Below are 22,645 nucleotides of genomic sequence, written 5' to 3' on the forward strand. Positions count from 1 at the left end.
ATGAAAGTATTACCAATTGATTAAATAATATTATTATGAGTGCTGCGAATACAACTAAGCACAAGCGGACAGAAGCTTGGTTTAGAATTGCCAAGCCCCTGAACAAGCGTCGCGCAGCATCGCTGAGTGCCCTCTCATTTATCCTGCCACTACTTATATGGTGCATTGTAAGCTACACTCCTTTCATTTGGCATCCTGATGTTAAGTTAGATCTTGGTGGAGTCTTTGGATCCACGGTCTACACTGCAGGTGATCATGTGCGCAAAGATTATTTACCTGATCTTGTTGCAATCACCAAGGAACAGAATCAGCTAATTCTTGATGAACGGGCCGCTGGAGAAACAGGTGGTTCAAAAAGAGAAAACCTCAAAATAGTACGACGCCTCTCAGATATTCTAGTGAAAAATGGGCTTATTTCTGACGAGCAGTCTGATTCAGACGACTTGATTTATGAAGCTTGGGGTAAAGTTGCTGCCGATCCATCTATCCTAGGAAAAAGGCCACTTACTCAGGAAAATATTGAGATTATCAAACAGAACTGGGCTATTCTCTCCTCTTACTCTCCTACTTACGAGAAAAGTAAGTTCCCTAAGCAACCTTTACTGAATCTACTTCCTCAAGGGAGACCTGCAAATCCAGTATTCTTACCAGCTCCACATGAGGTATTAGAAACAGGGATCCGCGATTGGGAGGCTGAGCCTACTGGTGATAAGCCAAGCATGTTCGACCGTTATCTCACTTCTCTACAAACAGTACTGTTAGGTTTTCTGATGGCTGCTTTGATTGCAATTCCGCTTGGCGTGATCGCCGGCACCTATGATGTCTTCGCCAAACTTTTTGAACCATTCTGGGACTTCTTCCGCTATATGCCAGCGCCGGCCTTCGGAACTCTCTTAGTCGCTATTCTAGGTGCACACCAATCTCCTAAAGTAGCTCTTATCTTCATTGGAACCTTTCCTCATCTGCTGTTAATGCTCACAAAAACAGTACGCATGGTGGATCTTCCCTTGTTAGAAGCTGCACAGACATTAGGTGCTAAGAACAAAGGGCTGCTCACTCGTGTTGTCGTTCCTGCAAGTCTCCCATCTATCTACAACGATCTTCGCATCGCCCTAGGCTGGGCATGGACATGGCTAGTCATTGCAGAACTCATTGGTGTTAAAACAGGGCTCACGGAAGTTATCGACACTCAAGGCGTTAGAAGGAATTTTGATCGCGTCTACCCAGTCATCATCTTAATTGGAATCACAGGTTTCATTACTGATCAAATTTTAGCCTACCTCAAAACTAAGTTGTTCCCTTGGCAATCAAACGAAAAATAACAGCTCTTAATCCAATCTCCATTTCTCGATATGAACACCATTAAACTTCCCGATTACCGTCTCCAATCAGCAGATGTTAAACAACGCTTCGACAAACTTAAGCAACGCCCCATCGAGCTTTCTGTTGAGGGATTAGGAAAAGTATTTCGCGGCAAAAAAGATGTAGAGTCACTAAGAGACATCAACCTTGAAGTGCACAATCGGGAATTTCTCATTGTCTTGGGAGCCTCAGGTTGTGGGAAATCCACGTTGATGCGTATCCTCGCTGGTTTCGAAACCCCGAGCTCCGGCGTGGCGAAACTTCAAGGGAACGAAATCCACGGGGCTGGGCCAGACCGAGGCATGGTGTTTCAGAGCTACACTCTCTTCCCGTGGCTTACGGCCAAACAAAATGTGATGTTTGGATTAGAAATGACTGTCGGTAAGGGCGCGGAAACTGAATCTGAAGCCCTTCAATGGCTTTCTTTTGTTGGTTTAGAACGCTTTGCCGATTCTTACCCTCACCAACTTTCAGGTGGTATGAAACAGAGAGTCGCAATCGCTCGAGCCCTCGCCAATAAACCTCGAATCTTGCTCATGGATGAACCATTTGGTGCACTTGATGCTCAATCGAGAGCGCAAATGCAAAGCCTTCTCCTTCAGATTTGGAGCAAGGTCGACATCACTATCATCTTCATCACCCATGATCTAGATGAAGCCGTTTACCTTTCGGATAGGATTTTAGTGCTCGAACCTAACCCGGGAAGAATTGCTGAATTGATCGAAAACCCAGTCGCACGCCCTCGCTCCTTAGATCAATTCCTGCAACCAGAATTCTTAGCGGTAAAGAAACGTTTAGAAAAACTTATCCACCCACGGATGGATGAAGAACAAGCCCCTGTTTTCAAAATGACGAAGAAAGGAGATGAAGTTGAATAACCAAATTATGGAACGGAAGAAGCTAAAGAAAGAAAAGGTCAAACGCATTAGTGTGTCCCTCAGTCCAGAGGTCTACCAAGATCTTGATAAGTACACTCAAACAAAAGGGTTTCAAAGTCGGTCGCAGGCAATATCCGAAATGATTAATCAAAGCCTGATTGCTAGTTGTAACCACTATGGAGACGACACCGTCGCGGGCACGATCACCTTGGTCTACGATGAGTCTCGTATAGGTCTCTTGGAGAATATTTCTAAAATCCAGCGAGAATACATTGATGAAGTAATCAGCTCGCAACATGTCCTATTAGAAGACGACAACACAATGGAAGTACTTTTGGTTCAAGGACCTGCTTCAAAATTGCGAGCCATATGTGACCGTCTCACGTCCTGCAAAGGTGTACGTACCGGCAACTTGGCACTCACCTCAATCATTATGCCCCCGATCCACCCACGTTCAAATAATTCATCAAGTATTTAAAACCATGTCAAAATCAGCACTTTACCAATGGACACTACAGCCTTCTGGCATGTGGTCACAACGTATCAAACGCGGCAAAACCCTGCGGATAACAGATCTAGAAGGAGGCGCAAATGTCGGAGTACTGCTCTACAACGCGGATCAAATGTTAGAGCGCTACAACATGCCTGACACACTAAAAGGTCAGTACATTTTCTACCTCACTCATCCCTACTGTTTACACTCAGACATGGGACACATTTTAGCAAGTATTACAGCTGATACAGTGGGTTGGCACGACACTGTCTGTGGTTGTTCTAACCAACAATTAATAGAGGAAAAGTATGGCGTAAAAACCTACCAAGAAGCAGGCAATGACTTTTACCGTGACGGTCATGAGAACTTCCTCATCGAGCTAAGTAAATGGGGGCTCGGCATCAGAGATATGGTACCCAACATCAATCTATTCAGCAAAGTCACTCCTGATGAATTAGGAAACCTCAACTTCGTCGAGGGAAACTCAAAAGCTGGGGATTACATCGAGCTGCGCTTTGAAATGGATACCTTAGTCGTACTCAACAGCTGCCCTCACCCTTTAGATAATTCATCAAACTATCAGGCAAAGAAAGTTTCATTAGAAGTCTTCAATGCTGATCCTGTGGCTGATGACGATGCTTGTAAAAACTCACGCCCCGAAAATATACGGGCTTTTAAGAATACTGAGAACTACTACCTGCTAAACTCCTAACCTAGGCATTCAAATGATCGAATCTAACAAAGATATAAATAAGGCATTTTACAGAAAAGTCATCCTAGCCGGAGATCACTGGATGCATAAAATCAAGAAGGGACAAACCTTTCGCATTCTTGATCTAGAAGGAAATCAAGCTGCAGACACGCTCTTTTACTGCGCGAAAGACACCTCTGACAGATACAGTGCAAGCGACACGATTCAACGTCAGAAAAACCTCTATATCACAGCGGGGACTATACTATACAGTAATCAAGGAAATGCGCTTCTCAAGGTCACTGCAGACACCTGTGGCCGGCACGATACTCTTGGCGGTGCTTGTTCCCGTGAGTCTAACGTCATGCGCTATGCATTTGAAAAAGAGCACATGCACGCATGTCGTGATAGTTTTATTTGCGGTCTCAATGGCTGGGGACACGAGATGGGCAAGCGCGACATCACGTGCAATATCAACTTCTTCATGAATGTGCCTGTCACTTCTGAAGGGAAACTTAGCTTTGCTGATGGAATCTCAGCTCCTGGTCGATACGTCGAAATGGTGGCAGAGAAGGATGTGATCGCCCTCATTTCTAACTGCCCGCAACTCAACAATCCTTGTAACGCATACAACCCAACACCTGTTGAAGTTTTCATCTGGGAATAAACCATGCAAAAGAAAGTTCTCATCGCCAACCGTGGTGCCATTAGCTGTAGAATCCAACGCACGCTTCGCAAACTTGGAATCCGCTCCGTAGCTCTCTATTCAGATGCTGACAAGCACTCCCCTCACGTGCTCGAGGCCGACGAAGCAATCCATCTTCCGGGTAACGCCCCTCAACAAACATATCTCAATGCCGAGCATATCATTAAAGAAGCTGTCAAACTTCAAGTGGATGCCATCCACCCCGGATATGGATTTTTAAGTGAAAATGCTAGTTTCGCTCAACAATGTATTGATCATGGCATCGAATTCCTAGGTCCGACTCCTGATCAACTGGAAACTTGTGGTCTTAAGCACCTATGTAGAGACATCGCACGCAAACACGGTGTGCCATTATTGGAAGGTAGTGATCTTTTATTCACTGACGAGGAGGCTATTTCTGTTGCAGAGCGAATTGGTTATCCAGTCATCATTAAATCCTCTGCTGGTGGTGGTGGAATTGGTATGCAAGTTGCCTATGATTCGCATGAGGTTGCTGAAAAATTCGCTCAAGTCGTACGTCTATCCGATTCTAACTTCTCTGATTCCAGCGTCTTCATAGAAAAATATATTGAGCGTGCGAGACACATTGAAGTTCAGGTCTTTGGTGATGGTGAAGGAAATATTCTTACGCTCGGTGAACGCGACTGTTCAACTCAACGACGCAACCAAAAAGTCATTGAAGAAGCTCCTGCTCCAGGTCTCAGTGACGATGAACGTGCAGCATTATTTGACGCGGCTTCTCAGATAGCGAAATCCGTGCGCTATCGCTCAGCTGGAACCGTGGAATTTCTTTGGGATGACATTGATCGGACCTTTTACTTCCTAGAAGTAAATGCGCGTCTGCAAGTCGAGCACGGCGTCACGGAGGAAGTATGGGGTATCGATCTTGTTGAATGGATGGTGAAGCTAGGTTTTGACGACATGCCACCGCTTTCATCATTGCATCTTAAACCGTCGGGTCACGCTATGCAGGTGCGAGTCTACGCAGAAGATCCTAAAAAGGATTTTCAACCTAGCACAGGATTCATAAATCTCTTCGTTGCTCCGAAAGATGCTCGCTGCGACACTTGGTTAACTTCAGGCACAGAAGTCTCACCATTCTATGACCCTATGCTCGCCAAGATCATTGTCTATAAAGACAATAGAGAAGAAGCTCGCAAGGCATTATTAGGCGCCGTCACGGAGACTGAGATCTTCGGCATCGAGTCCAATTTACGTTTTTTACAAGCTACGCTCCAATCCGAAGCATTCATCAAGGGTATAGTACACACCCGTTTTCTGAATGACTTCACCTATGAAGATAGACGTATAGAAATCCTCCAACCTGGTCTCGAAACAACAATCCAAGATTACCCCGGTCGCATAGGTATGTGGGATGTGGGTGTACCCCCCTCAGGACCATTTGATTCACTCAATTTCCGCTTAGCTAATATCCTATTAGGAAATTCCCCTACCGAAGCGGGACTAGAATGCTCAGTGAAAGGTGCCACTTTGCGCTTCGGCTGCGATACCACAATTTGCATAGCGGGTGCTGATATGTCGCCTCATCTCAATGGGCAGAATGTATTCACCAACACGATCCTCGAAGTGAAGCAAGGAGACGTACTCAAGCTAGGCCTATCGCAAGGTGCTGGACAGCGTTGCTATCTAGCATTCCAAGGCGGGCTTGATGCTGCTGACTATCTAGGCAGTAAATCCACCTTCCGTCTCGGGAAGTTTGGTGGACACGCTGGCCGTCCATTGCAAACTGGTGACATTCTTCAAATTAAGCCGACTGAAAAAACGACCAGTCATGCTCTTGTCGATAAAACCCAATTCCCAACGCTATCCAATGAATGGCAAATCCATGTGATTTATGGGCCACATGCCGCACCCGAATTCTTTACACAGTCCGACATTGATAGCTTCTTTTCAAGCGACTGGGAGGTGCACTACAACTCTGATAGAACTGGGATTCGACTCATTGGTCCCAAACCTGAATGGGCTCGTTCAGACGGTGGCGAAGCTGGACTTCATCCATCGAATATTCATGACAATGCCTACACAATAGGCTCGATCGATTTCACCGGTGATATGCCAATCATCCTCGGCCCCGACGGCCCAAGTCTCGGTGGTTTCGTCTGCCCAGCAGTAGTAGCAAAGGCTGACCTCTGGAAAATTGGCCAACTTAAAGCAGGAGATAAAATTCGTTTTATCAACATCTCAAATACTACAGCAGAACAATTATTAGCAGCACAAGAGCAACAGCTGTGCTCAATAATGGAGGATGTTACTGCAAGCATCAAACAGCCTTTCACCACAACTCAGCCTTCTGAACCTCTAACAAATCCTATCATCAAGCAGAGCAATTCAGTAGACTGTCCACAAACTACCTACCGCCAAAGTGGTGATGGAGTTGTGTTAATCGAGTTTGGTGAAATGGAGCTCGATCTTGATTTAAGGTTTCGAGCTCAAGCACTCTACCAAGCACTGAGTGATTCACCTTTTGATGGTTTGTTAGAATTAGTTCCAGGGATTCGTTCACTCCAAGTCCAATTCGATCCACTCATTGTCAGCCTCAATGATGTCTTTGATGAAATCGCTAAAAAGGAGACAGCTCTGCCTCCAGTGAGCGAAATGGAATTCCCTAGCAGAATTGTCCACCTTCCCCTCTCATGGGATGATCCTAGCACCCAACTCGCGATTGAAAAATATATGCAGATCGTCCGATCCGATGCTCCATGGTGCCCATCAAACATCGAATTCATCAGACGAATCAACGGTCTAAACTCGATCGAGGATGTGAAAAAAATCGTCTTTGATGCAAACTATTTTGTCCTAGGTCTCGGAGATGTTTATCTCGGCGCACCTGTAGCCACTCCGCTAGATCCAAGGCATCGATTAGTCACGACTAAGTACAACCCAGCGAGGACGTGGACACCTGAAAATGCGGTAGGTATCGGCGGTGCATATATGTGCATCTACGGTATGGAAGGCCCCGGTGGGTACCAGTTCGTTGGTCGCACATTGCCGATTTGGAATCGTTACCACAAGACAGAGCAATTCTTGCAGCCTTGGTTACTGCGCTTTTTTGATCAGATTAAATGGCACCCCGTCTCTGAATCTGAATTGCTAGAAATGCGTGAGCAGTTTCTCACAGGACAGTACAAGGTGAAGATAGAGGAAACCACATTTAAAGTTTCCGACTATCATGACTTCCTCAAAACAAATGAGGATGACATCCAACAGTTCAGATCAGTCCAACAAGAAGCATTTGAACAAGAGAGGCTCGACTGGAAACGCACCGGAGCGATGAACTTCTCTGCAGTAGACTCTGAGCTTATGACTGAGAAAGACACTATCGAGATCCCAGATTCTGACGAAGCAGTCTACGCCCCTATCGTTGGTAGTTTATGGAAGGTTCTCGTAAAAGAAGGTTCTGAAGTAGAAGAAGATGAAACACTCATGATCATTGAAAGCATGAAAACGGAGTTCCCCGTCACCGCCCCCTGTAAAGGCAGAGTAACAGGTATCTTTTCAGAAGAAGGAGCCTCAGTGAAAGCTGGAGACATACTTGCCTCAATCCAAAACTAACTACGCGATTTTTCAAAAATTACTAACGCATTCTTTCAATGACCACCCTGCCCGACCTAACAATCTCTTCACTGTCCACAGCCTACCAAGCCGGGGAACTCACACCTTCATCGCTAGTTAAACTACTGCATGCAAAGCTAACAGCTCTCGAACCATCTGCTGTCTGGATTCATCTTCTTTCGGAGTCAGAATTACTCGATTATGCAAGAGAACTAGAAACGAAAGATCCAGCTGATTTACCACTGTATGGAGTACCCTTTGCGATCAAAGACAACATTGACCTAGCTGATGCACCAACTACCGCTGCCTGTCCTGATTTCAAATACTTCGCAAAAGAATCTGCGTTTGTGGTAGAGCAACTCATTGCCGCCGGCGCGATTCCCATAGGTAAAACAAACCTCGACCAGTTTGCCACTGGCCTCGTCGGTGTTCGTTCTCCCTACGGAGTGCCTGAAAACGCCTGTGTACCTGAGTATATCCCCGGAGGTTCTAGTTCAGGGTCCGCTATTGCTGTCGCAAAAGGTTTAGTGAGTTTTTCCTTAGGTACTGACACAGCTGGCTCCGGCAGAGTTCCTGCATCATTGAATAATATTGTAGGCCATAAACCAACTAAAGGACTATTGAGCTGCACTGGGGTCATTCCTGCTTGTAAGTCTCTAGACTGTGTGTCGATATTTGCCAACAACGCTGTAGACGCACAAAAAGTCTATGATGTGGCATCGAAGTTCGACCCGGCAGACCCTTATGCTGTAGAGAATAAGCTGCTACCCGAAGCTGCACCACTAGGTGCGCTAGGATCCACTTTTCGCTTTGGAGTTCCCCATGCATCACAGTTGGACTTTTTTGGTAACGAAGAGGCTGAGTTGCTATTTTTTAATACAGTGAGGAAATTGGAAGCTATGGGTGGCGAAAAGCACACCATAGATTTCTCTCCATTTCTCGACGCTGCCCTCTTACTTTATGAAGGTCCATGGGTAGCTGAACGTTATGTCGCGATAGAAGATATTATACAGAAGAACCCTGAAATTTTGCACCCAGTCACTCGGTCTATCATTGCTGGTGGGGAGAACCTTACAGCAGCAGATGCCTTTAAGGCTGAATACAAGTTAAAGTCTCTCAAACGAATTGCTGATGAGACTATTGCAAGGGTCGACTTCATACTTACACCGACCATTGGCACATGTTACACCAGAGAAGAAGTAGAAGCTAATCCCGTCGAACTCAATTCGAACTTAGGCTATTATACGAACTTCATGAATCTGCTAGATTTTTCGGCCACTGCGTTCCCAGCAGGTTTCTATAAAAATAAAATGCCATTTGGTGTGACTGCTTTTGCGCCTGCATTCCACGATGCAAAATTATTAGACCTCGCCACTAAATTCATGGAAGATGCCCCTTGTATTTCACATGACTGCTCTGAGGTTCCAGCTGGATGGAATCCAATCGTCGTATGTGGTGCGCATCTCGAAGGTTTGGCACTTAATTGGCAACTCACGACACGTAATGCTAAGCTATGGAAAAAGACGCAGACTGCACCTTTGTATCAGTTCTTTGCCTTGCCCCCAGTCGGTGACAACATCCCTCCTCGCCCAGGTGTTTTGAGACTTGCTGAAGACAATGAAGATGCCATCGCCATTGAAGTAGAAGTATGGTTAATTCCTACAGATAAATTTGGATCCTTTGTCGCCAATATTCCTGCGCCATTAGGGATTGGGAAAGTTAAACTTAAAGATGGTAAGGACTACCCAGGTTTTATCTGTGAGCCTTATGTGCTAAAAGATCCCATAAATGGTGCTAAGAATATCTCGCATCTCGCCGACTGGAGGAAATTTATAAGCTGAAATCAACAACGGTGAAATAAGCTTTCAGATCTCTTTACTCCTTCGGCGTATTTAATTTGTCCAGAGCTTTAGAGATCTCGGAAGCCACTTGAGCTGCCAGCTGTTCAGAACCAGCTTTAGAGAAATGAACATCACCTGGCTTCGAGAATAATGAGGGGCCGAAACTCGCTGTGAGCGCGTGGAGGTCATTGATAGTCACCTCATGTTTATCCATCACTTGCTTAGCTGCGGCATTATATTTCACATCATCGCCCACAAACCTTCCAGCTTCACCCTCGGGAACTCGAGTAGTACTCGCCCAAATCAAAATCGCTCCCGTTTTCTCTAAACGCTCAACTAACTGTTCCAGATTCTCTTGATACTTCTCAACTGGCACGGAAACGGTGCCGTTGATTTTGTCACGCTTCCCGTACACCTTAGCATCAGGGTGTCTGTAGCATAAATCATGCAGTCCCCAGTTAAAATGGATCACGTCCCACTTCTTATCGCCGAGCCACTTATCGAGATCCTTGAGTCCCCTCTCTGTATCACCACAGTTAACTCTAGCTTTGTTGGTCGGGCGGCTCACGTTAGCTTTTCCATCCAATAGTTCGACCACAGTAGGTGTGTAGCCAATTGAAATCGAATCGCCTAACAAAAGTACGTTTGGTAGCGCAGCATCTTCTTTTTTATTTTTCTGAAGAGATTCCAGATCGTCTTTCGGAGTATAGAATTCACTGCTTGCGACTAATGCAGAGAGTAAAAAGAGAGGGATCGTGATGAGTTTGCGAAAAGCTTTCATTAAAATAACTAATGGAGTTGGAGATCTGCAATGCGGTCATAATCTAAGATCGCATGGACTTTCATAGACATAGAGCTAAAGTTTCATAAATTCGAGCGTCTTTTTTTCCATCCACGGATAAAAAGGATTCCACTTCTGACGCAACATCTCCCCTGGACTGATGAGCAAGGTGCCTCGCTCACCTCGAAGGGCTCGATTCCCAAGAGTGGCAGCCTTTTTACTCCCTCCACTGCCATAGAGCGGATCGGATTCTGGAAATGGGAGGGCAATGTGAGAAAGCGAGAAAATATCTTGTGGCCAGTCAATCCCTATCGGAGTACTCGTGATTTCTGACTGTCCCGCATCGCGATGCTTGAGTAGCACTTCAGATGAGACAGCATTTTCTTCTCGTGCATTAGTCACCACACTCAACGCGAAGGAATGCTCAGAACCTTTTAATAAAGGAGTAAACTCAGCGGCGGGATCTTTCGTAAGTAAATGTTCAATCCCTTTTCGTCGGTTAATATCGAAAAGGACGAGTTCATGCCCTTTTTCGGGAAGTCGCGAAAATAAGCGGGATACCAGAGTCGGCGCAGTGACCGTGGCGTCAACTGCGGACTGAAATGCGAGCACGCGTGGGAAGGCACCAAGTCCCCTATCACCTTCCATTTTTGAAATACGTTTCTCAATTTCGTGCGTAATGCGGTGAGCTTGATCACCCGCATTGACCGCGAATGACGAATACTTGTAGGGGTCGTATTCTAGCTTGATAGAGTTCCAAGCAAGCTTGTCTAAACCTAGCCAATGCCCCATTCGCCCTTGCCATACAGCCAAGGACGCAGCCTTACTCACTCCTATTTCGGGTGAGAGCAGGATAATTCCGTCGGGAATTGGGAGTGCAGGTTCATTGATCGATTCTAAGGAATAGATCACCGAGAGTGCACCGCCATTCGAATATCCGACCAGATAAAACGGTTTGTCGCCAATCTCCTGTTTCAAATGCTTTGCCGCGAGACGTACAGCTGCAGCCCAGTCCTTCCATTTCACATCGACTAGCCCACACGGAGCGGTCCCGTGACCAGGAATCCTTAATCCTATAACGTTGGCACCTGATTGATAGAATTTATCTGCAAAATGACGAAGGCTATAGGGTGAATCTGAGAGACCATGGAGCAATAGGACTCCAGCACTTGGCTCATTTTGCTCCATGATAAAGGTCCTGTTCCAATTCGTTGTCATACTCGTGGGATCCATCATGCTCCCCTTGTGGAACCGATTAATCGAAGTGGCGTCGCCAGCAGGAGTCTTCTCATAAACCTCCTTTTCCAGTTGCTCAAAAAGCCGATCTTCAAGTGCGAGGTATTCAGAAAAATCCTGCAAGTCCATCGACTCGCGGTATTCAGTATCAAGATCAACCTCATGCCAAATATCAAGGTCAGCTCGCTGCTCTAACACATAGACAACAATCGAGACTATGGAAACAAACGTGACTAACAAACCATAGCCGATACAGCGATATAGAATAGTTAGAGTGTGTTTAGCGACCTTTTTCATGGATATGACAGTGTGTTCGTCTGGGCTCGAAAAGCAATCCTCTATGCTGTCAATAGAGGCAACATAACAATCGATATATTCGATTTTCTAAAGGTCGTTACAACTTTTTAGTTTAGGTCCTTCACTCGCTTTCCTGTGGCATCGATGATATTACTGGTCATGAACACGTAATAATTAACTCCATCGCGACTGTGTGAATAGCGTGCTGTCGTATTTCCATCCCTAGTCCTGCTAAGATACTTGTAATCGTAATAATGGACCTTTTTCAGAACCCCTTCACGTTGGCCGATAAATATTTCTCGATTTAAAGTGATATCAAAACCACAGAGTTCTCCGTAGAGATGCATCCGCAACCCAGTCCATTGCTTTTTCTTGGTAATTATTCCAGATTCGAACTCATCTATAATTTCAAGTTGTGCAAGCTCTTGATTCCTGGAAATAGTGCTCGGAGCAGTCATTATGCTGGCCCCTTTAATTTGACATATACTGCGCATAATCATCTGTGTTTGCCCATCATTAAGAAATAGCATTTTGTCTCCGACTAGAGTATCAGCAAGTACGTCTAGTGTATTGGGTAATCCAACATACTTCGTGGCTACCCGTATTTGTTTAGGCTTCCTCTTTTGCAAAATACTGGAAATCTTTTGGAGCTTCGCAATCGAAAGAGGGCTACCACTGACACTCAGCGTGCACTTTTTTGAGGAATATGCATACTGAGTATCTTCTTCCAAATCCAGCAAAGCTGTTAGTTTTTTGAGTGAATTTTCCTCGGCATCCTTTGTCTCCCCTGCTTCCGCAAATGGTGCCAACTCCAAGATCTGAGCCCAATCAGGTGGAAGCGTTATCTCAGCTTGAGTAATAGCGCTATCGGGAGCTAAGAATTTTGACTCAATTGTATTGCTAGCTGGTGTATACTGGAGCTCACACCCGTAATAGGTTGCGACGAGTTTATTCAACTCTGCAAATGTTCCGCTGAGTGTTACATTGAGCGTTCTGCTCTTGGTGCTTACCCCTGTGTATTGAATCTTGAGGGGCTGCTGTTTGGTGAGTACACACGTCTTTTTATATTCCGAGTAAATAACACTGAGAGCCTGAGCAAGTGTGCCCTGATTCAAATGAATATCAGACAGGTGGAACTTATCTAGCTCTTGGAAAGTATGTGTGCTCTGTTCTTTGATAAGAGCCTTTCCTATATACGAAAGATTGGCGTGAGGGGCTGAAACTTGCGTTGCTGCATGGATATTGGTGGAAGTGAGGATCAACGCAAGTGTTTTGAACATAACACAGTATAAGGGATTTTGGATCATGATTTTTCATTTAAAGCATAATCCCTTTCAAGCTGTAAGTCTTAAATGATTGTAGGGCTAAGCATATAGGAAAGTTTAAGATCCTATACCCTGCATGTGAGGTTCAGCAATTTTTTTCAACCATTCTTTTATCAATAAAGTTGCTTCTTTATTAAGGCCATGGCCTGCAGTTTTTACAGCCTGCTGCGTAACATTGACTCTCGACTCATCCATCGCTTCAGCTACCCCAATAGTGAAATCCTTAAACTCACTTTTTTCTCCCCAACCAACCCAAACTTGATATTCCTTCCCTCGAGCCGCTTTGAAGTTTCTAGAAATTGATCCACCTCCTTCCCAAAGAGCAAATGCATTGAAGTAATCTAAATAGCAGTCCCAATCCATAGCTATTGCCGAGCCTATAATATGTGCTCCATTACTGCTCCCCACAATTACTCGATGCGTCTGCGATAGATTTGGGACTAATTTACGAAGCCTTTCTAACATGACACTGTGGTATGCCTCGATAAGCTCCATATTCTTTTCTGAATTTCCTAGGGGGCCATCTTTATCTATTTCAGAGGTATAAGGTAGCGAGACTAGAATATACCCCATAGACCCAGCAATTGTTTTAGCCTGTTTAAGGCTTTCGCTCCCAGTCCCCCCGTTAAGAAATACTAAAAGTGGTGTTGCTTCGGGATAACTATAGTTTGGCGGGAGAGAAATTGTAAAACCTGCAGGCTTATTGGTGTAGGTTTGAGCAAGATTCGGCATTTCGACTCTAAACGTTGCACTTGGCTTGATACGTGGATCTAGCTCATTAGGAGCTGGCATACCTTTACTTGTATAAACCCATTTTTGGAAATACTGTTGGTCGTCTTCTGTGAAAATAGCAGAATCAAACGTGTAGTTCTTTTTGCCCTGCACAGCTAAAACAACTTGCTTCCCATCATAAGAAACAACGTGAGCTTCAATACTTTTATTATCTGACGATCTTGTAAATGAACGAACCTCGTCGTCTGGAGCGCCAATGGCATGTAAGCCTAAAGAAAGCGTAAGGATGACCTCCCTATAGAATAATTGCATGAATAGTGAGTTTTCTTGAGTGACAATAATTTAGATAGCAATGTGAATTTTATTCTTAGCGCACACGAAGAACAAAATTCACCGACTCGAAAACCGTTAGAGAGTTTAAACGCTCATGACAAAACAAAAGAACGATTTCATCAAAAATGAATAAAACCATTCCGTTTTGATGCGCCAACAGCGAATATACCAATGCCACTATTTTCTACTATAAGCATACATTTACAGCGCAGAACTTATAACTCGGCTGGCGTGAGTATGGATCGAAGGAGCCCATGGTGAGCTTGTTCATTTTTGCGTAATGCATTGGCATGAAGAGTTGGCCAGGGTACACGCTCGGAGTGACACTTGCGGTTACTTCCACTTCTGCGCGACGCGACTTCACCACGATCTTGCTGTTAGGCTCGATCTTGAGACGTTGCGCATCCTTGGGATTTATTTCGACGTAAATCTCTGCAGGATGCAGCTTGCGTAGCACTTCAGACTTCTTGGTGCGAGTCTCGGTATGCCATTGTGCTGAACTTCCACGACCTGTAAGCAGTACAAAGGGAAATTCATCGTCAGTTGGTTCGGCCACTGGTGTGGGTTCACTGAACAAGAACTTTGCTTTTTGATCAGGGTGGAAAAACTTACCATCACTGAAGAGCCGGCGCTCGTTGTCATTTTCTAAACCCTCCACCTCATCAGGGGGGCATGGCCATTGGATTCCTCCACAGTCGTCGATCATACGATAATCGTTAATGCCTGAAAAGTCGCATGGTTGACCTTCACTGAGAGAAGCCATTAGTTTAAATGCATTTTCAGGATTCGTCCATCGACGAAACATGTCGTCGCAACCCCAATAACGGGCCACGAGCCGAAAAATGTTAAAATCAGACAATGCCTGGCCAGGCGCGATCGCCACCTTTTTGACAGGGCCTATACGTCGTTCAGAATTGATGAATACTCCATCTTTTTCTGCCCATGCAGCAGCAGGTAGGAGTAAGTCTGCGTGAGCCACTGTCTCGGTCATGGAATACATGTCTTGTACCACGAGGAAATCGAGTTTCTCCATCGCTTGCTTAAAGCGGTCTTGATGAATCCATGAGTGCGCACCATTAGTGGCGATAACCCACAGGGCTTTAATCTTACCTTCGAAAATACCATCAATGATTTGATCGTAGGCCCAGCTGGCTTGTGTCGGTATGCACGACTCGTCGATCTCGAGGATGTCGGCAACTTTCTGACGGTGCTGTGGATTTGCGAAATCGTGACCTCCAAGTAGATTGGTGGTGTTACTGAACAGCCGCGACCCCATTGCATTGCACTGACCGGTGATCGAGTTCGCACCAGTACCTGGACGACCTATGTTACCAGTCATCAGTGCTAGATTGATGAGTGCCTGAGCTGTGCGCGTCCCTTCGTGACCTTGGTTGACCCCCATCGTCCACCAGAAAGAAACGCGTTTCCCTTGGTGGATCGTTTTGGCGAGATGCAGAAGTTGTTCCTCAGAAATGCCACTTTCTTTACTGACCATTTCAGGGGTAAATTTGGAGATGTGCTCGCGGAAAGCGTCGAAGTCGTTGGTGTGCTCAGCGATGTAACTGTCGTCGACCCAGCCTTTTGAGATGAGGACATTGGCCAGTCCGTAGAAAAAGACGAGGTCAGACTTCGGAGCGATTGGATAATGCTGTGTAGCGGCCACTGCAGTCTCGGTCTTACGTGGATCGATAACGATGATTTCTGGATTGTGCTGATTACGCTCGATGCGCTGCCACATGATCGGGTGTGCAATACAGAGGTTTGAGCCGACGAGCACGATGGTGTCGGATTCCTCAAAATCTTGGTAGGTATATGGTGGAGCATCAAAGCCGAAGCTTTGTTTGTAAGCAGCTACAGCGGTCGCCATACACTGGCGGGTGTTGCCATCGCCATGAAGGATTCCCATACCAAACTTGGTGAGAGCACCGAGAAATGCCATTTCTTCAGTGACGATCTGACCAGTACTAAGGAAGGCGACGGACTCTGGGCCGTGCGCTTCTTGCACCATTTTAAGCTTCTCACAAAATTGGATCATCGCTTCGTCCCAATCGACAGCTTCCAGATCGCCGCCGCGTTTGCGACGGATCATAGGAGTAGTCGCGCGATCGCTAGCCTCTAGAGGTGTTAGCGCCTCCCACCCTTTTGGGCACGCCATCCCCATGTTTACCGGGTATTGGGTCGACGGAGTGAGCGATACGGCCTGGCCATCTTTAAGATGCACATTTAGACCGCATCCTGTGGAGCAAAAGCCACACACCACATTGGTCGTAGAATCTGGCACTAGATTGGCGGGGACTTGACCTAAGCCAAACTTCCCTGGTGAACGTAAAAGTTCTGCAGTTTTCGGCCCCTCCCACTGACGAATTGGCGGGACCACTTTCTGGAGTTGTTTTGGAAGTGTGAGCATATTAATGGGCTTTATTAAGTTCACCAGGCATTTTGAGGGTCACCACGGCTTGGAAGAAAATACTGCGCTCTATCCACTCACCTACCAGAACCAAAGGTAGACAGAGCAGGCCAGCTAATGGGAAACTGAGGCTAATGATTAGACTTAGAACTGCCAGAGCAATGAAGATTCCACGCACTCTGAGCGTGCTCGTTAGAGATTTGAGCTGAATCAATGCGCTCTTCTTAGCATAGCTCCAATCTTTTTCTTGCGCTGGCTTGAGTAAGGAGAACTCAATGGCCGTTTTTAGGAAAAGAGCCATTAAGAGTCCTACTATAGCAGAGAGACCAACAGAGTCATTCAATATAGATTGAGCTGAAACAAGTCCTGCAAACCCGCCAAGCAGCGCTGTACCAAAGAAACGTGCAAAAGTTTTCGGCATGCTCCAGAAGGCACGCTTGGTATCCACATAAACCATTACTGAGCAAAAGACACTGAGCAGACCGAGGATAGCTGCCGAGGCTCCGACTCCAGTCGTAATAATCGATGGTATTTCAAATGTGAGAAGCTCAGGAAGGAATCCCTGTGCGACAGGATACCAGAGTAGAGCAGCATAACCAATGAGCGCTGGCATCCAGGCGCTAAAGATGAGGATCTCGCGGCTGAGCCATGAAGTCTTCAACCCGAGGAAGACTCGCCATGCACCGAGTGGGCTACCGAGGTGGAGCAAGCTTGAAACCAGTCCAACATTTCCTAACACAACGGCGAGAGCGGAGAGCGCGAGCGCAACTTTTTGGAATGCATCAGCAGCGAAAGTCTGGCCGACAAAGCATGTGATCGATGCACCAACAGCTACCTGCGTAAGCATCAACATCCACACAAGCGGTATGTGATTATGCGCTGGCGTTAGATCCTTATCATCTGCTGGAAGCATGTTTGTATCAAGCTTACGCTTGCTACGGAAATTGGTAGTCGGGAGTGTGTAATCTGAGCGGAATGCTCCAGCAACCATGCTGCCGCCTTTCATCGATTTCTCTCGCGATACCGCGACATTGATCACCTGTATAGAAATCGCACCGTTCGGACAAGATTGCACACAAGCTGGCGCCTCCCCTTCAGCAAGTCGTTCATGACACATGTCGCACTTACGCACAATCCCGAGATCGTCATCGTATTTAGGAACATCGTATGGACACTTGAGTGAGCAATACTGGCAACCGATACATTGGTCATCCAAATGCTTCACAACTCCAGTGTCTTCCATTTTCTCGTAGGCCCCAACTGGACAGCCACTTAAGCAACCTGGATCTATGCAATGATGACAAGCGGTGGTGACAGTCTGTTGTTCGGCAACGCCATCGACTTCACCGCGAATGGTCCCAACGTCACGCCATGATTCTTTTTCTTTAAGTCCATTGAGACTATGGCAAGCAACCACGCAGGCCTTACAACCAGTGCACTTATCCATATCGACTTCGAAAGCATATTGCTCGCCAGTTGATGGTTTGCGGATAGGAATCAGGTCTTTGTAGTATTTCGACTGGATGGGAGTACTTTCCGCCTCATGCTTTTGACTGAAACGTTCGACAGCTGACAAGCTGCGTTGCTCAGTCAACAACTGATCAATCAAGGTCACCTCTGTGGCCGCATTAGAAAGTTCAGTTATTTTCGATGAGTCTACGCGATCTAAAATCGGCATCCCCTTGTTCATCCCTGTCATACGCCATCAATTAAGCAATATGCGTGCCATGCACCCGCTAGGTCATGAATGAAACCGCAATATAAAGATGATCTATATTCATCATTTAAGAAGCAAAACAAGAATGAGAGCAATGAAAAGCACTGTAGAAATAGCCTGCCAAAACTTCTCAGGATTACGTTCCATCAGCGGCATGTGACGAGATTCCACATACAGCGGATTTGGCTCTTTTAAGTCGCTCACAAATTCACTCATACTGGTGTAACGAGAGTTGGCATTTATACTCAAAGCCCGCTTTAAAGCGCCGTCGATCCAGACCGGGACCATCGGCTGATACTTATAAGCGGGTATGTATTCCAAATGACTAAAGTCTTGGTAGGTCTGCGCCTTTGTCCACTTATCTCCGTAAGGGCATTTTCCACCAGTCAACAAATGATAGGCGATCATGGCGATAGAAAATTGATCAGACCTCACACCGATTGAAGAATCGATTTCAAGCCTGTACTCAGGTGCTGAAAAATCGATCGTTCCGAGCGCAGTCGGCTGTTCAACTCCTTGCCCCTTTCCGTGGATGCTTTCGATTTTACAGGATCCATAATCGATAACAACTGGTCGATCACCCTCAGCCAGCATGATATTATCGAGCTTTAAATCCTGGTGAATCGTTTCTTTTCTATGCAGCGCTCGCACTCCTGAAACAATTTGCTCTACAATGCGAACCACCCTCAAAGTATCCACATCACCTTTGCTCTTATCCATCCATTCAGCTAAGGTCTGCCCCTTCACTTCCTCCATCAAGTAATAGAGAAAGGTCGGTTTCTTTTCTCGCTCAATGAGTTTAATGAGATTTTTATGATCCACTCTTCGTCCGATCCATTCCTCTGCGATGAATCGATCAATGTACTGTGGATCATCTTGAAAATTGGGCGATGGGGTCTTCATCACGAACACCTCCTTAGTGACACTATCACGCACCCGATAGACTTGGCTACGTCTACTTTCAAACATCACCATCTCCACCTCTAACCCATCAACACTCATCCCTGGATAGAGTATTGGCGGGAAAGGACGCTCGCGAAGATAGCGCTCTAGCTCCTCTTGATGAGCCTCGGGTAAACTATCAATCCGCACTAACTGACAAGAAAGATTATCATTACTACCTGAAAGTAGCGCAGATTCGACAATCGAATTAGCTGCAGAATCAAGTGAATCGTGCAGACTAACCATTTCTAACATTTGCTTGTCGCGCAACCACTCGTGCACACCATCAGAACTCAGCAAATAAAGATCTCCAACTTCGATACTGCATTCCTTGAAATCAACTTTTGCATTTAAGTTTAAGCCCATGGCTCGGCCTAAATACGTAGTGTCTTTCGAAATTTGAACGCTATGATCGTTGGTGAGTTGCTCGATCTCACCTCCTCGAATTCGATAAATTCGAGTGTCACCAATATGGAAAATATGTGCCGTATTTGAGGTGAAAATGATCGAACTGTGAGTCGATAAATATCCTTTTTCATCAGATAACCCTTCACTGTGTCCTTGACTGTAGAGCCAACGGTTTAAGGCGGTAAGGATTCGATGCCCCGAGGTCTTCACTGACCAGGTATCTGGAGTGCAGTAGTAATCAGAAAGAAAACTCTGCACGCACATCTTCGCCGCTAATTTACCCCCACTCGCAGCACTCACGCCGTCCGCGATTACGGCGGCGATACCTTTAGTAAATAAAGAATCTGTATCAGGGATGCGTACTCCGATACAGTCTTCGTTTTGCTCTTTTACTCCCGCACGGGAGCATTGTCCCACTGAGACAGTAAGTGTCTGCTCAGTGGGTAATGTAGTGATCATAGTGGTTATTAAGAGACTTCGATCAACTCCACTGAACCGTCTGGCATGACTTCAGCGGTGTGACCGGCAGGCTCATCTAAGAAGTAGGTTGCGATGAAGCCAATTGAGCTAGATGCTGCGATGATCATGAAGAAGGTCGAGGCATCTACAAAGGAGAAAATCGTAAGAAATACCACTGCTCCCACATTCCCGTAGGCGCCAGCCATTCCAGCAATTTGCCCAGTCATGCGGCGCTGCACAAGTGGCACCATTGCAAAGACTGCGCCTTCTCCAGATTGAACGAAGAACGAGCAACACATAGTAGCAATCACTGCGAGAGGAATTGCCCATGTGCTATCGATGTGACTCATCACGAAGTAACCAATCGCCAGCCCCACCATGAAAATCATCATCGATTTGCGTCGTCCAAACTTATCAGAAATGAGCCCCCCTGCTGGACGAGCCACTAAGTTCATGAATGCAAACCCAGAAGCGAGCAAACCCGCAGTTACTGGAGAGAGATCAAACGTCTCCATGAAAAAGAATGGCAACATCGATACGACCGCTAATTCAGACCCGAATGTCACAAAGTAGTTGAGATCAAGAATAGCAACTTGCTTAAACTTATAGCGGAACATCTCTGGCACTCCACCCTCCTTGAGCATGGTTTTGTTGACTCGATAAATCTGACTCACCTGGAAGGCGAAGAGTCCAACCAAACCTACGTATATGATGTTCGCCGTCGTTTGCGTCAACAACCCTACAGAGATCAGCTTCCACGCTAAAACTCCTAGCGCGATGTACATTGGAATGGTCATTAAAATGAGGAAATAGTAATCGCGAGGCGTACTGACCTCCATACCACCACTCTTTTTTGGCTTGAAATATGTGGAACCTTTTGGCGTGTCACGAGCGACAATATAGAAAAAGATACCATAGCAGAAAGCTATCACCGCAGTACAATAAAGAGCGTACCTCCAGCCGTTTTCACCGCCGAAAATAGTCACCAATGTAGGTAGTGTCATTGCTGCTGCAGCTGAACCAAAATTTCCCCAGCCGCCGTAAATCCCTTCAGCCAAGCCAACTTGGCGCGCAGGAAACCACTCACCCACTAGGCGAATACCGATCACAAAACCTGCACCGACGAAGCCCATCGCGAATCGCGCGAGAGCTAATTGCTCATAAGTTTGCGCAGAAGCAAATAAGGCACAAAGCACGCCCGCAGTGACAAGAAGGGTGGAAAATGTTTTCCTCGGTCCTAGTTTATCAACTAACATCCCTACGATGACTCGGGAAGGTATCGTCAGCGCCACGTTCACAATAAGAAGCGCTTTCCACTGAGCTTTGGTGAGATTAAATGCCTCTGAAATGACCGCGCCAAGTGGAGCGTGGTTAAACCAGACGACAAAAGTAATAAAGAATGCCACCCAAGAGACGTGCAATGTACGTATACTTGGATTCTTTAGATTGAGTACGTTTAACTTATCATTGGTGTTCACGCTAGTCATGAAAGCAATGCATGTGCCAAGACATTACGCGAAAAAATAGCGACAATCATGGATAGCATGATTGTCGCTCATGATTTGATGTACTCGAATTACGCGACCACTCCCATGGCTTTATCTGCCAGATCTTGGATCTGCTCTTTATTTCGGAATCCCATAGTCTCCCCAGAGAAAACACGAGTCTCACCTTTGATGTGTGAACGTTGCTCAAGAAAAGCCAAAAGATGCTCGCGATACTCGAAGAATTTAGGATCACTGAAGATCTCTTCTCGATTCCTCGGACGAGGGAAATCAATTTCCAAGATCTCACCGAGCCCAGCCTTAGGCCCATTCGACATCATAACGCAGCGATCCGCCATAAAAACAGCCTCATCGACATCGTGGGTCACAATCATCGCGGTCAGTTTTTCACGCTCGAGGATATCGATAATCACATCTTGAAGCTCCATCCGGGTTAATGAATCGAGTCTCCCGAAGGGCTCATCGAGCAAGAGGACTTTTGGCTGCAGAGCGATCGCTCTCGCAATGCCAACACGTTGCTGCATTCCTCCCGATAGCTCTTTTGGGTATTTCTTCATAGAATCACCAAGACCTACAACCGAAAGCGAATGCTCTACGATTTGCTTCTGTGTCGCTTTATCGACATGAGGGTACACATTTTTCACTCCTAACATTACATTGCCATACGCTGTCAGCCACGGCATCAAACAAGGTGCTTGAAAGACCACAGAACGATCAGGGCCTGGCCCGTCGATTTCTTTATTTCCAACAATGATACCACCGCCTGAAATCTCATTCAGTCCAGCCAACATTGTAAGCACAGTGGATTTACCACAGCCAGAGTGACCAATCAGCGAAATAAACTCCCCCTCTCTGATATTTAGATTAAAATCCTCAACGACGCGGAATGGATCCCCATATGGATTCGGGTATTCCTTGATGAGATTGGAGATTTCTACAAATTTTGAATTCTCAGACAT

The 22,645-nt window shown here is 46.0% G+C and carries 16 protein-coding genes; 7 read left to right on the forward strand and 9 right to left on the reverse strand.

The features are described from left to right. The first annotated feature begins 35 nt into the window (after nucleotides 1-35). From ACFPK9_RS01545 to atzF, 7 genes are read left to right on the forward strand one after another with little or no spacing between them, the layout of a single operon-like run. Nucleotides 36-1,322 carry an ABC transporter permease gene (locus ACFPK9_RS01545; RefSeq protein ID WP_377092757.1) on the forward strand — a complete coding sequence of 429 codons (1,287 nt, stop codon included), beginning with the start codon at nucleotides 36-38 and terminating at the stop codon, nucleotides 1,320-1,322. 30 nt (nucleotides 1,323-1,352) lie between these two features. Then, complete coding sequence (locus ACFPK9_RS01550) at nucleotides 1,353-2,240, forward strand: ABC transporter ATP-binding protein (RefSeq protein WP_377092758.1); 888 nt, start codon at nucleotides 1,353-1,355, stop codon at nucleotides 2,238-2,240. A gap of 7 nt (nucleotides 2,241-2,247) precedes the next feature. Beyond that, nucleotides 2,248-2,718 (forward strand): nickel-responsive transcriptional regulator NikR, encoded by a 471-nt coding sequence (gene nikR / locus ACFPK9_RS01555; RefSeq protein ID WP_377092759.1) that lies wholly within the window; start codon nucleotides 2,248-2,250, stop codon nucleotides 2,716-2,718. Nucleotides 2,719-2,722: 4 nt separating this feature from the next. Further along, entirely contained in the window at nucleotides 2,723-3,445 is a 723-nt protein-coding gene (locus tag ACFPK9_RS01560) for an urea amidolyase associated protein UAAP1 (RefSeq protein ID WP_377092760.1), read from the forward strand. Nucleotides 3,446-3,458: 13 nt separating this feature from the next. After that, nucleotides 3,459-4,091 carry an urea amidolyase associated protein UAAP2 gene (locus ACFPK9_RS01565; protein WP_377092762.1) on the forward strand — a complete coding sequence of 211 codons (633 nt, stop codon included), beginning with the start codon at nucleotides 3,459-3,461 and terminating at the stop codon, nucleotides 4,089-4,091. A 3-nt stretch (nucleotides 4,092-4,094) separates the two neighbouring features. Then, nucleotides 4,095-7,703 (forward strand): urea carboxylase, encoded by a 3,609-nt coding sequence (gene uca / locus ACFPK9_RS01570; protein ID WP_377092764.1) that lies wholly within the window; start codon nucleotides 4,095-4,097, stop codon nucleotides 7,701-7,703. 38 nt (nucleotides 7,704-7,741) lie between these two features. Further along, the gene (gene atzF / locus ACFPK9_RS01575; RefSeq protein ID WP_377092765.1) at nucleotides 7,742-9,544 is read left to right on the forward strand and encodes an allophanate hydrolase; all 1,803 of its coding nucleotides are present in this window, start codon (nucleotides 7,742-7,744) and stop codon (nucleotides 9,542-9,544) included. Between the two features lie 34 nt (nucleotides 9,545-9,578). Here atzF and ACFPK9_RS01580 read toward each other — a convergent pair whose 3' ends face one another. From ACFPK9_RS01580 to ACFPK9_RS01620, 9 genes are all read right to left on the reverse strand, one after another. Continuing rightward, entirely contained in the window at nucleotides 9,579-10,325 is a 747-nt protein-coding gene (locus ACFPK9_RS01580) for a GDSL-type esterase/lipase family protein (RefSeq protein ID WP_377092767.1), read from the reverse strand. A 75-nt stretch (nucleotides 10,326-10,400) separates the two neighbouring features. Next, a complete protein-coding gene (locus ACFPK9_RS01585) occupies nucleotides 10,401-11,858 on the reverse strand; it encodes an alpha/beta fold hydrolase (protein WP_377092768.1) in 1,458 nt (485 codons plus the stop codon). 107 nt (nucleotides 11,859-11,965) lie between these two features. After that, nucleotides 11,966-13,138 carry a hypothetical protein gene (locus ACFPK9_RS01590; protein ID WP_377092770.1) on the reverse strand — a complete coding sequence of 391 codons (1,173 nt, stop codon included), beginning with the start codon at nucleotides 13,136-13,138 and terminating at the stop codon, nucleotides 11,966-11,968. A gap of 102 nt (nucleotides 13,139-13,240) precedes the next feature. Then, nucleotides 13,241-14,227 (reverse strand): hypothetical protein, encoded by a 987-nt coding sequence (locus ACFPK9_RS01595; RefSeq protein WP_377092771.1) that lies wholly within the window; start codon nucleotides 14,225-14,227, stop codon nucleotides 13,241-13,243. Nucleotides 14,228-14,435: 208 nt separating this feature from the next. After that, the gene (locus ACFPK9_RS01600) at nucleotides 14,436-16,655 is read right to left on the reverse strand and encodes a molybdopterin oxidoreductase family protein (protein ID WP_377092773.1); all 2,220 of its coding nucleotides are present in this window, start codon (nucleotides 16,653-16,655) and stop codon (nucleotides 14,436-14,438) included. Nucleotide 16,656: 1 nt separating this feature from the next. Continuing rightward, the gene (locus tag ACFPK9_RS01605; protein WP_377092774.1) at nucleotides 16,657-18,354 is read right to left on the reverse strand and encodes a DmsC/YnfH family molybdoenzyme membrane anchor subunit; all 1,698 of its coding nucleotides are present in this window, start codon (nucleotides 18,352-18,354) and stop codon (nucleotides 16,657-16,659) included. A gap of 81 nt (nucleotides 18,355-18,435) precedes the next feature. Next, the gene (locus ACFPK9_RS01610) at nucleotides 18,436-20,181 is read right to left on the reverse strand and encodes a bifunctional protein-serine/threonine kinase/phosphatase (RefSeq protein ID WP_377092776.1); all 1,746 of its coding nucleotides are present in this window, start codon (nucleotides 20,179-20,181) and stop codon (nucleotides 18,436-18,438) included. An 8-nt stretch (nucleotides 20,182-20,189) separates the two neighbouring features. Then, nucleotides 20,190-21,668, reverse strand: coding sequence for a NarK family nitrate/nitrite MFS transporter (locus tag ACFPK9_RS01615; protein ID WP_377092778.1), 1,479 nt, complete (start codon nucleotides 21,666-21,668; stop codon nucleotides 20,190-20,192). A gap of 89 nt (nucleotides 21,669-21,757) precedes the next feature. Next, on the reverse strand, nucleotides 21,758-22,645 hold the full coding sequence (locus ACFPK9_RS01620; RefSeq protein WP_377092779.1) for an ABC transporter ATP-binding protein: 888 nt from the start codon (nucleotides 22,643-22,645) through the stop codon (nucleotides 21,758-21,760).

Origin of the sequence: Rubritalea spongiae (assembly GCF_042652385.1) — a bacterium.
GTDB lineage: Bacteria > Verrucomicrobiota > Verrucomicrobiia > Verrucomicrobiales > Akkermansiaceae > Rubritalea > Rubritalea spongiae.

Coding starts and splice junctions, on each gene's coding strand:
- ACFPK9_RS01545 (WP_377092757.1), top strand. CDS start 36: ATGAGTGCTGCGAATACAACTAAGCACAAGCGGACAGAAGCTTGGTTT.
- ACFPK9_RS01550 (WP_377092758.1), top strand. CDS start 1,353: ATGAACACCATTAAACTTCCCGATTACCGTCTCCAATCAGCAGATGTT.
- nikR (WP_377092759.1), top strand. CDS start 2,248: ATGGAACGGAAGAAGCTAAAGAAAGAAAAGGTCAAACGCATTAGTGTG.
- ACFPK9_RS01560 (WP_377092760.1), top strand. CDS start 2,723: ATGTCAAAATCAGCACTTTACCAATGGACACTACAGCCTTCTGGCATG.
- ACFPK9_RS01565 (WP_377092762.1), top strand. CDS start 3,459: ATGATCGAATCTAACAAAGATATAAATAAGGCATTTTACAGAAAAGTC.
- uca (WP_377092764.1), top strand. CDS start 4,095: ATGCAAAAGAAAGTTCTCATCGCCAACCGTGGTGCCATTAGCTGTAGA.
- atzF (WP_377092765.1), top strand. CDS start 7,742: ATGACCACCCTGCCCGACCTAACAATCTCTTCACTGTCCACAGCCTAC.
- ACFPK9_RS01580 (WP_377092767.1), bottom strand. CDS start 10,325: ATGAAAGCTTTTCGCAAACTCATCACGATCCCTCTCTTTTTACTCTCT.
- ACFPK9_RS01585 (WP_377092768.1), bottom strand. CDS start 11,858: ATGAAAAAGGTCGCTAAACACACTCTAACTATTCTATATCGCTGTATC.
- ACFPK9_RS01590 (WP_377092770.1), bottom strand. CDS start 13,138: ATGTTCAAAACACTTGCGTTGATCCTCACTTCCACCAATATCCATGCA.
- ACFPK9_RS01595 (WP_377092771.1), bottom strand. CDS start 14,227: ATGCAATTATTCTATAGGGAGGTCATCCTTACGCTTTCTTTAGGCTTA.
- ACFPK9_RS01600 (WP_377092773.1), bottom strand. CDS start 16,655: ATGCTCACACTTCCAAAACAACTCCAGAAAGTGGTCCCGCCAATTCGT.
- ACFPK9_RS01605 (WP_377092774.1), bottom strand. CDS start 18,354: ATGACAGGGATGAACAAGGGGATGCCGATTTTAGATCGCGTAGACTCA.
- ACFPK9_RS01610 (WP_377092776.1), bottom strand. CDS start 20,181: ATGATCACTACATTACCCACTGAGCAGACACTTACTGTCTCAGTGGGA.
- ACFPK9_RS01615 (WP_377092778.1), bottom strand. CDS start 21,668: ATGACTAGCGTGAACACCAATGATAAGTTAAACGTACTCAATCTAAAG.
- ACFPK9_RS01620 (WP_377092779.1), bottom strand. CDS start 22,645: ATGTCTGAGAATTCAAAATTTGTAGAAATCTCCAATCTCATCAAGGAA.